This is a genomic window from Sulfuricurvum sp. IAE1 (genome assembly GCF_004347735.1).
Lineage (GTDB): Bacteria > Campylobacterota > Campylobacteria > Campylobacterales > Sulfurimonadaceae > Sulfuricurvum.
In genome coordinates this window covers 1-407 of the sequence record NZ_SLTI01000044.1, presented here as the reverse complement: position 1 = coordinate 407, position 407 = coordinate 1, and the positions used below count along the sequence as shown (strand labels likewise).

The following is a 407-nucleotide window of genomic DNA, read 5'->3' as shown; positions in this document are numbered from 1 at the left end:
TTTTTGGTAGAGTACATGTGCGCATTCATCGCACCGACGTTCGTGTTAATTCTGAAACCCATGATAAATCCTTTTATCGCAAGAGCCGAAGCCCTTCAGTTTTATCAGCGTCCTTGCTGTTACAGACTATATCGGCCATCGGGAAAAAAACTTTAGCGCTTTTTGTCATAAAAATGAGTGGCGGTGAATCGACGGAGAAGGGAAATCAAAAAAAGTTGAGAGAGACTAAACGGGAAAGCAAAGGCGTGTCATTTTGGAAACGGGCACGGACAAACGGATTATGAAACCGTCTGCCCGGCTGAGGAAAAGGACTACTGGAGAAGTCTGAGGACGTTCTGCTGAACGGCGTTGGCCTGAGACATAGCATACGATCCAGACTGGGCCATGATGTTATGTTTGTTGAAGCT

Annotated in this window: 2 protein-coding genes; one reads left to right on the top strand and one right to left on the bottom strand. The window is 45.9% G+C overall.

Going from position 1 to position 407, the window contains the following annotated elements:
* On the top strand, positions 1 to 284 hold a 284-nt coding region (locus tag E0765_RS12605), incomplete at its 5' end, for a hypothetical protein (RefSeq protein ID WP_223175683.1).
* 27 nt (positions 285 to 311) lie between these two features.
* On the opposite strand, the gene E0765_RS06955 is transcribed toward E0765_RS12605, so the two are convergent.
* Positions 312 to 407, bottom strand: a 96-nt coding sequence (locus E0765_RS06955; RefSeq protein ID WP_255417877.1) for a flagellin, incomplete at its 5' end; no start/stop codon positions are given.